9 protein-coding genes and 2 pseudogenes are annotated in these 8,176 nt (G+C 40.2%); 7 read left to right on the top strand and 4 right to left on the bottom strand.

Annotation, left to right across the window (positions count from 1 at the left end; translation table 11 throughout):
* Positions 1–79 precede the first annotated feature (79 nt).
* The 4 genes from ICL16_RS17655 (at position 80) to ICL16_RS17640 (ending at position 4,170) form a co-directional block, all read left to right on the top strand.
* Positions 80–1,201 (top strand): tyrosinase family protein, encoded by a 1,122-nt coding sequence (locus ICL16_RS17655; protein ID WP_337907054.1) that lies wholly within the window; start codon positions 80–82, stop codon positions 1,199–1,201.
* Between the two features lie 283 nt (positions 1,202–1,484).
* On the top strand, positions 1,485–2,822 hold the full coding sequence (locus ICL16_RS17650; protein ID WP_238360816.1) for a tyrosinase family protein: 1,338 nt from the start codon (positions 1,485–1,487) through the stop codon (positions 2,820–2,822).
* Positions 2,823–3,008: 186 nt separating this feature from the next.
* On the top strand, positions 3,009–3,863 hold the full coding sequence (locus ICL16_RS17645; protein ID WP_190830104.1) for a hypothetical protein: 855 nt from the start codon (positions 3,009–3,011) through the stop codon (positions 3,861–3,863).
* Positions 3,817–4,170 (top strand): hypothetical protein, encoded by a 354-nt coding sequence (locus ICL16_RS17640; RefSeq protein ID WP_190830102.1) that lies wholly within the window; start codon positions 3,817–3,819, stop codon positions 4,168–4,170. Before ICL16_RS17645 ends, ICL16_RS17640 begins: the two co-directional genes overlap by 47 nt.
* Positions 4,171–4,264: 94 nt before the next feature.
* Here the strand turns inward: ICL16_RS17640 and ICL16_RS17635 are convergent, their stop codons facing one another.
* The 3 genes and pseudogenes from ICL16_RS17635 to ICL16_RS45705 form a co-directional block, all read right to left on the bottom strand.
* Positions 4,265–4,816, bottom strand: coding sequence for a COP23 domain-containing protein (locus ICL16_RS17635; protein WP_190830100.1), 552 nt, complete (start codon positions 4,814–4,816; stop codon positions 4,265–4,267).
* 181 nt (positions 4,817–4,997) lie between these two features.
* Positions 4,998–5,414, bottom strand: a pseudogene (locus ICL16_RS45710) (M23 family metallopeptidase); the annotation flags it as partial.
* 186 nt (positions 5,415–5,600) lie between these two features.
* Positions 5,601–6,143: pseudogene (locus ICL16_RS45705) on the bottom strand (S1 family peptidase); the annotation flags it as partial.
* A 194-nt stretch (positions 6,144–6,337) separates the two neighbouring features.
* Here ICL16_RS45705 and ICL16_RS17625 point away from each other — a divergent pair.
* From ICL16_RS17625 to ICL16_RS17615, 3 genes are read left to right on the top strand one after another with little or no spacing between them, the layout of a single operon-like run.
* Positions 6,338–6,529 (top strand): hypothetical protein, encoded by a 192-nt coding sequence (locus tag ICL16_RS17625; protein ID WP_190830098.1) that lies wholly within the window; start codon positions 6,338–6,340, stop codon positions 6,527–6,529.
* 47 nt (positions 6,530–6,576) lie between these two features.
* A complete protein-coding gene (locus ICL16_RS17620) occupies positions 6,577–6,753 on the top strand; it encodes a hypothetical protein (protein WP_190830096.1) in 177 nt (58 codons plus the stop codon).
* A gap of 20 nt (positions 6,754–6,773) precedes the next feature.
* Positions 6,774–7,730: a PsbP-related protein gene (locus tag ICL16_RS17615; protein ID WP_190830094.1), complete on the top strand. Its 957-nt coding sequence runs from the start codon at positions 6,774–6,776 to the stop codon at positions 7,728–7,730.
* 86 nt (positions 7,731–7,816) lie between these two features.
* Here the strand turns inward: ICL16_RS17615 and ICL16_RS17610 are convergent, their stop codons facing one another.
* Positions 7,817–8,137, bottom strand: coding sequence for a hypothetical protein (locus ICL16_RS17610; RefSeq protein ID WP_190830093.1), 321 nt, complete (start codon positions 8,135–8,137; stop codon positions 7,817–7,819).
* Positions 8,138–8,176: the final 39 nt, after the last annotated feature.

The raw sequence follows: 8,176 nt of genomic DNA, 5'->3' as shown, positions 1-8,176 counted from the left end.
ATTTTATCTATAACTCTTGCTTGAATATTTTACTAATCCTCCTATGGCTTTTTATTGAGTTTTTCAGCAAGCCCTAAATATCTACGATCAGTTTGTTGCAGTGCATGTAGGAGCAATGGGTTTAATGTTTGACGGTGCTCAAGGTCCTGCTGCTGGGCATGATGGCGCCCATGAAAGCGCTCTATTGTTACCGTGGCATCGTGAGTTGGTCTATAGATTTGAGAAAGCCTTGCAATCTGTAAACCCCAATGTAACGATTCCCTACTGGGATTGGACAGATCCTAAAGCATTGTCCGTTATTTTTAATGATGACTTTATGGGACCAAATGGTCAAGGAGTAACCCTCAACGTCCCGCTCGATAACGCTCAAGGTGGCCCTCCTGATATGTCGCTTGTTGATGGTTTCAACCCCAATCCAGGTTCAGGTAATCCTGGTGGTTTTGATCCGTCGCTTGTTAATAGTCAAGGAGCCAAGCCTAACATTCCGGCGATCGCTGTTCACGGAGGACCAGTTCAATCCGGACCTTTTTCCGCAGCTAGTGGATGGATTGCGAACCCAGAGTTACATTTCAAGTCGTCATCAGGAGAATCATTTGGCAGCCAAATCTTACGCTTTTTGCAAGTGCCGCCTACAAATAATTACCCTGTTCCTAAAGAAGATATAGAGCAAGTCCTCGCCTTTGACAAATATGAAACTTTTCGCCCAGCTTTAGAAGGATTTTTCAAAGTAGATAGCACTACTGGACAACAAAAGCCTGGAGTATATTTGCATAACTATTCTCATAGCTTGGTTGGTGGTGCTACTTTTGACTTTTCTGTAGGTCGTCCCGTACCTCTAGGTACATTAGCTGACCTTGCTACTTCCATCAACGATCCAGTATTTTGGCTAATTCATAGCAATGTGGATCGTCTCTGGGCTGAATGGCAGCAACATGGACATGCAGGTAGCAATCATTATCCTGCCGAGGGTGGACATTACGGAGAAAATCTCAACGACAGATTGTGGCCTTGGGACGGTGGTGAATCCACTCCGGCAAATTGGGGTTCCGGAGATTTGTTATCATTACTACCTAGTTTTTCACCTAATGATATTGTGACAGCAAAAGACACTCTGGAGTTGAGAAAGTACGGCTACACTTATGACACATTGAACGGTGCAGCTAACACACCTAATTGGAATTGGCAATGGAATTTTAACTAGTAACTTGTAGGGGTGAACAACTGTTCGCCCTTGTATTATGCGACTTATGCACTATTTACTAAAAAATAGATGGTTTTTCCAAAAGATTTTATATTGCCGATGTGAATGATTGTATCTAATGTATACATAATCACTTGTTCAACCTAGATTAAAGATCAGTCTTGTGAAGAAGCTCAAATCTTGACAAGACAATTACGTATGTATTATGAAAATATTCCGCAAAATCAAAACAGTATTGATTGCAAGTATGGTTGCTGCCCTGATCGTATTCGGATCTCCAGCAATGTCCTATAATGTTGAACAAGCATCTCATCAAATCCTCAAAGACAGTTATTCTTCACATCAAGCTAATTCCGTTCTTGCTCCCACAAACAACAACCTTCTCATTAGCAAAAAGATTCCGGCATCTCGAATCAAGGTGAGAAAAAACGTAGTTGACCTTACAGCACAAGAGAAATATGCCTTTATTGATGCTATCCGGACATTAAAAAATACAGTTCCAGAAGGTAGTAATATCAATATTTATGACCAGTTTGTTGCGGTGCATGTGGCAGCAATGGGTTTAATGTACGAGGCGGCTCAAGGTCCTGCTGCTGGGCATGATGGTGCGCATGAAAGCGATGTATTTCTACCGTGGCATCGTGAGTTTATATACCGATTTGAGAAAGCTTTGCAATCAGTAAATCCCAATGTAACAATTCCATACTGGGATTGGACAGACCCTAAAGCGTTGGAAGTTATCTTTGCTGATGACTTCATGGGACCAAATGGTCAAGGAGTAACCCTCAACATTCCCGATTTCGGTAACGCTCCTAATGGTTCGATGATGTCCGGTTTTGACGGTCAAGGAGCACCTAACTTCCCGGATTTCGGTAACGCTCCAAGTGGTTCGATGATGTCTGGTTTTGATGGTCAAGCAGCACCTAACCTCCCAGTAGTTAGTGTTCAAGGAGGACCTGTTCAGTCCGGTCCTTTTTCCGCTGCTAATGGATGGATTTTGAATCCAACCTTACATGTCAAGACAACGGGAGAACCGTTTGGTGAAGTACTCCTACGTTTTATGCAAGTTCCGCCTACAAATACTTACCCTGTTCCCCGTGAGGATGTGGAGCAACTCTTAACCATTGATGATTATAAAAATTTTCGTCTAGCTTTAGAAGGATTTATCAAACTAGATAGTTCTACTCAACAACCAACGCCAGGAGTCTTTCAGCACAACTATTTTCATAGCTTTGTCGGTGGAGCCACTTTTGATCCTGCTGTAGGTCGTCCTGAACCTTTAGGTACAATGGGTGCGCTGGCTAGTTCCATCAACGATCCAGTTTTTTGGCTAATTCATAGCAACGTAGATCGTCTCTGGGCTGAGTGGCAAGTAAATGGACATGCGGGTAGCGATTATTATCCTGCCGAGGGTGGACATTATGGTGAGAATCTTAACGACAGATTGTGGCCTTGGGACGGTGGTGAATCTACTCCAGCTAATTGGGTTCAAGGAGATTTGTTATCCTTAGTACCTGCTTTTTCCCCAGATGATATTGTCACGCCAAAAGACACTTTGAAGTTCCGAAAGTACGGCTACACCTATGACACTTTTAATGGTGCCGCTAAAACGTCTACTTGAAGTGTGCAATGAAAATTTAATGCCTAATCTGTAGAAGGGCGAATGGCTGTTCGTCCTTCTATTATACTTAATTAAGCGGATGTGTTAAGCTTAGAGGGGAGATCGCCCCATCCTGTATCTAGCTAATAGAAGCAGATTGACATTTTTATCAATCCGTATTAGATTAATGGGATTAAGGTGAGTGCTGTGGTAGTCCTAGATAGAGAATTAATCACAAAAGCGTTGGAAAGCAAGGTGGGTAAAGTTATCCACTACCAGTTAGAACAAGTTCGCGTAGAGCTTGACAGGCAGTTTTGCGAAAACTCTCTATCAAAAGAAGTAGTTAATGACCTGACAAAAATCCAATGTATCATTAATGATGCATTTGTAATTGGTGAAAAAAAAGAATTAGACCTAATTAATAAGATTGACCTAGTTTTAGATAAAGTCAAACTTATCAACAGAGAAATCAGAGACTTTCAAAAAAAACACGAAGAGCCTTTACCAGACAAAATATTTGAAGACTTAGACAAAATCATACTTTCCTGCGTAGAGAAACTAGTATCAGCAAGGAAACAGTTAGAGCAAATGCAAAACACTCTAGCTATAATTGTCCAAGCTGGAAAGGAACTTGAAAAAGACGGAAATAAAGACATATTCAAGAATTGGGCAGAAGCTGTTGAATTCTTAGCAGAAGCTTTAGAGGAATGCCTAGAAAACTTTCCAGATATTCCACTAGGCATGGTTGAAGATTTGGCAACAGGACTGTTATCAGCAACATCAGAAAAAACTTACGAATTAACAAGCAAAGAAAAATATAGGAGCAGAATCAAATATGCCGCAACATTTATTCTAGAGTTAGTAAGGAAAAAGCGATATCAGTACTTAAGCAGCAAAAGTGCCGAAGCTAAAGCAATAGAAAGAATAAAAAACACTGAAGAAACAGAATGGATTGTTGTATCAGAACCAGGAAAAACCATTAATATAGATCAGATTAACGAACGACTAAAGAAACGTGGATACAACGTCCAAATTTCACATAAAAATTCATCCGCAGGTTAAAAAACAAGACTTACCAGAACTGTCTCAAGAAATGCAGGACGACTTCTGGCAAGTCTTCATACCTATCCTAGAAATAGATCCGTATAGCTGTTGTGGATTTTCTAGTCACGACTTAGTAAGAGAGTTAAAAGGATGGCGAGCACTTGAAATAGAACGCGAAGTCGAAGGATACGAGGAAGTTTATCGCCTAGTTTACCAAATTACTGATACTCTAAAAAATAAAAGCGTTGAAATAATAAGCTTTGGTCTACACGACCCTGCATACGACAAAGCATACGAAAGGGTTGGGGGAAGAGGAAGAAGATAAAGAGGCTGATAAGGATTTAAGTAATATTACGAAAGAGTGAGGGGACGCGATCGCGTCCCGGCTTGACCTTTGAAAAAACCGTTACAATCGCCTCTTATGGAGAAGAAACTCTGCTCAATAAGATATCAATGTTAATATAAGCTTCTCCATTTTCATAAGTAATAAGCTGGTCCGTTAAATATAAGGGACTTCCAGCAGCGAGTCGGCGCAAATCCAATAAAGTTCCAAGTGCTTCAAAGCGATCGACTTTAGCAGGAAGAGTAACAATGATGTCTGAGTTTGCACACTTACTGCCTTTAGTTCTAGCAACACAAATTACACCAATCTCATTGATGATATCAGTTCTAATATATTGGAGCCAACCATTGTCATAATACTTTTGAAATCTTTGAGAAGCCTCTTTACATCGTAATTTTGGTGTGTTAGCTGAATGGTTCAAGTACTCAGATAACCAGTAAATCATGTGAATTTCATTACCACGCTTTGTACGAGCAATGGTTGCAGGTACAGTTTTTCCCTGGTCAGTAGTTCCTGTTCCGCAAAAGAACTTCTCACTCCTAGCTATACTAGGTTCATGAAAACTTGCTGCTACTCCAAGTACAATCGTAGCTTTAAGCAAAGTATGAGCAAATTTAGAGAGTTTCACAGTTATGCGACATATCTTAGCGCAATTTGTATTGGCATTTACCGTCATCTTGCAATCCTGCTAAAATCTTGAAGCAACATTTTCTAATTCAGCAATGTTTAAGGGTAAAAGTACTAAGATTATTTCTTTTGATGTCACAAAGCCTTTCATCCCTCGCCAGACAGAAATTTCAGAATGCTTGTCATATTTTGGGTAAGTACGCAATTGGATTTACTGCACCATTTATATCTCTACCATCTACGGGTGAAGGTGTACGAATCTCAAAGTGTAAGTGTGGTCCGGTACTCAACCCAGTGCTACCCATTAAAGCAATTGTTTCACCTTTGCCCACCTTTTTACCTACCTGCACCAGAATCTTACTGATGTGACTATAGCGAGTCATGATGCCATCGGGATGGCGGATATCCACAATGTTGCCGTAGCCATCGTTGTTCCATCCTGCCTTTTCAACTACACCATCAGCCGCTGCATAAATTGGCGTACCTGTGGAGTTAGCAATATCAATACCCTTGTGCATTCTTCCGTAGCGCCAACCATAGCCCGCAGTCACGACACCCTTTGCATGCCAAATGTATTTAACAGAGGCAGTTGAACTGTTATTAAGCTTTAATGACGGAAATCTCGGTGCGGCGGTAGAGGATACCTCTTGCTCTGAAAGAGGTTGATCCTGAGTAACACTTCGCTGAGATGCCAGGATAACTTCTTGTTCCCAGTTTCTAAAAGTTGCACTTGAAACACCATAGTTCCCAGATGCTCCTGTCAGCGTGCGAATTTCTGTAGCTCCATGAATAGCCACCAGTTCAGCATTCTCATTAAGAACTGGTCCACCACTCATACCTGATATAGCAAAGTTATCGTAACCCAGATTATAACCGTTCCATCCTCTTTTCGGGATAGTAGTAATTTTTGCAGTAATAAATGTATAATTTCGACCTAAGTTAAGCGGTCCGACTGCTGGATAACCAGCAAAAAAGACTGTCATTCCCTCCTTTAAGCTACTAGAGTCTCCTATCTTAGCAACTTGGTAGCTTTGGTTACTTCTAAATTCTAAAACTGCTATGTCTACTCCATGCTTACGCCAGATTTGGTCTTTGTTAACTTTATACAATTTATCATCGTAAGTCCGAACCTTATATTCACCTTTCCCTTCAATCACATGCCATACGGTAAGAACTTTATATACGTCGTCCTTTTTACCAATAATTACTCCTGACCCTGGATTGTAGCCCTCTATACTAACTGTGATTTTTTTAGTAATATCACTGACCTCAAACGATTGTAGGGCTGTAGCCAACAGAGGCTGAAGAGCCACTACTACCAAAATCATCACTATGCTAAATAGTGCTGATACAGTTCTATAAGAGAGCCTCATATAAAAGTTTTTTGCGGGTTAGAGAAGATGTTTTACTTTACACTAGCAAAAATTTTCATTGGTTGAATTATATGTAAACCGGGTATATACTTAATTATTAGTTGATTGTTTTGCAAAAATTTGTTATTGAAGAGGAAAAACACGTATCAATGGATATTGCTCCAATTATTACATCTACTGTAGCTCTGCTAGTTCCGTATCTAGCCAAAGTAGGTGATGGGATGCTTCAGAAAGCTGGCGAAGACGCCTGGGACAAGATGAAGAAGCTCTACCAAACCCCATTCACAACAAGTTCAGTCTGGACAAAGACGACTATGCTCAGCAGACTCTCAAACGCTTAGAAGAGAAACCTTCAGAGGAGAGACGCCAAAGGGCTTTAGCTGATATCTTGACCGAAAAAGCAGAAGCTGAGCCAGAGTTTGCACAGGAATTAAAACGGTTGGTGCAAGACACGATTCAAGACAAAAACGTTGGGCAGTTCCTCACTCAGGTCTTTGGGGGAGAAGTAGGGCAAATTCTTAACATCAATCAAGCAGGTAATATAACATTTAACGAGAACAAGTAACTAATACCTAGCTTTGTGTAATGCCACTTAATGACTTGCCAGAAAAAGAAGCTTTAAAAGCATTAATGGAAGAAAATCCTCTTAATCCAGAAGATATACTTGCATGGAAAATTCTTAAAAATTTGTTGCTTCAAGATACTGAAGGCAGAGCATTACTAGCTCAACTGAAAACAGGGGAAGAAATTTCAGCAAATAGTTTGAAGCAGTGGATTCGAGGGCATTCAGAGCAAATTGAACCAAAGTTAGAGACAACCGTATCAGATAGTCAACTAGATAAAATTATCAATATTGCGAGAGCGGAAACAATAGTTATCCAACAGAGAAATTGGACTCATAAGTATAACAAGCAAGCTAATCTTTTGCATCGTAAGATAGGAGTATCTCTACTTTCGATAATTCTGATAATAGCAGTATTTGTTTTAGTCGGTACTTTTATCAAAATAGGCGATCGCCTAAATCTTAAGTATTTCTTTAATAACCCATCTGTATCTTCTATAAATTTTTTGACATATAGAGATTCCAGTCACAATCTTGCAATCAAGTATCCAGAAGATTGGGTATATCAAAAGATTAATGACCCTTTCACCCATGAAGTTGTAGCTTTTATCCCCTCTTCTGAAGCCCATACAATGCAAGAGGCAAAGGCAGAGCTTATTATCACTCACGAGAAGTTGTCACAAACTTTAACACTTTCTAACTATGTTAACAAATTTATTAATCAACTCAAGAAAGATAGAAAGTTTAGTGAATTAAGATTTCTTCAAAAGGGAGATACAACATTTGGCAATCGTCCAGCCTATGGGATAATTTACACTGCTCAGATTGGAGCTAGGAATTGGAAATTTATGGAAGTAGTTACACTGAAAAATGCTCAAGCATATTTAATTACTTATAAAGGAGATATATCTGAATATTCAAGATATTATAGCACTAATCAAGCAGAAATCACCCGCTACAAGAAAGCGAGTGATTTTTGAGAAGTATTAATGCTTACCGTTCGTTACTGATGTTGAATCTGACATATAAATGCCTATGCTAACCTCGGCTGGTTTCTTGAACACCCTTAATGGCGGTAGTAGTCACGATCGCGTTTGCGATCGCGATCATACTCACGGTCGCGGTCACGATCATAGCGGCGATCGCGTTTGCGATCGCGATCATACTCACGGTCGCGATCACGACCACGACGATAGCGGTTTTCTTGATATTGCTCTTGATTGTTGCTACTTTCAGCGTTTTGAACGTTAGTACTATAATCTATAGCCTTACCGTCTTGCTCTGTGATCTGCTGATTGTATTGGTCCTGATCGTTAGCTTGGGCAGTAGTGGGAGCGATGAGCATCGCCGCCGCTACTAGACCAAGGGCTAAAGTTTTTTTCAACATCTTTTTAGACCTCAACAGTTGTGTGTGGTTGGAATAGAA

Origin of the sequence: Iningainema tapete BLCC-T55 (assembly GCF_014698965.1) — a bacterium.
Lineage (GTDB): Bacteria > Cyanobacteriota > Cyanobacteriia > Cyanobacteriales > Nostocaceae > Iningainema > Iningainema tapete.
The sequence above is the reverse complement of the archived record's forward strand: the minus strand, read 5'-3'. Positions and strand labels throughout refer to the sequence as shown.

Bases quoted from the DNA above. Each gene is read 5' to 3' on its own strand.
- ICL16_RS17650 (WP_238360816.1), top strand. From the start codon at position 1,485: ATGTCCTATAATGTTGAACAAGCATCTCATCAAATCCTCAAAGACAGT.
- ICL16_RS17625 (WP_190830098.1), top strand. From the start codon at position 6,338: ATGGATATTGCTCCAATTATTACATCTACTGTAGCTCTGCTAGTTCCG.
- ICL16_RS17615 (WP_190830094.1), top strand. From the start codon at position 6,774: ATGCCACTTAATGACTTGCCAGAAAAAGAAGCTTTAAAAGCATTAATG.
- ICL16_RS17610 (WP_190830093.1), bottom strand. From the start codon at position 8,137: ATGTTGAAAAAAACTTTAGCCCTTGGTCTAGTAGCGGCGGCGATGCTC.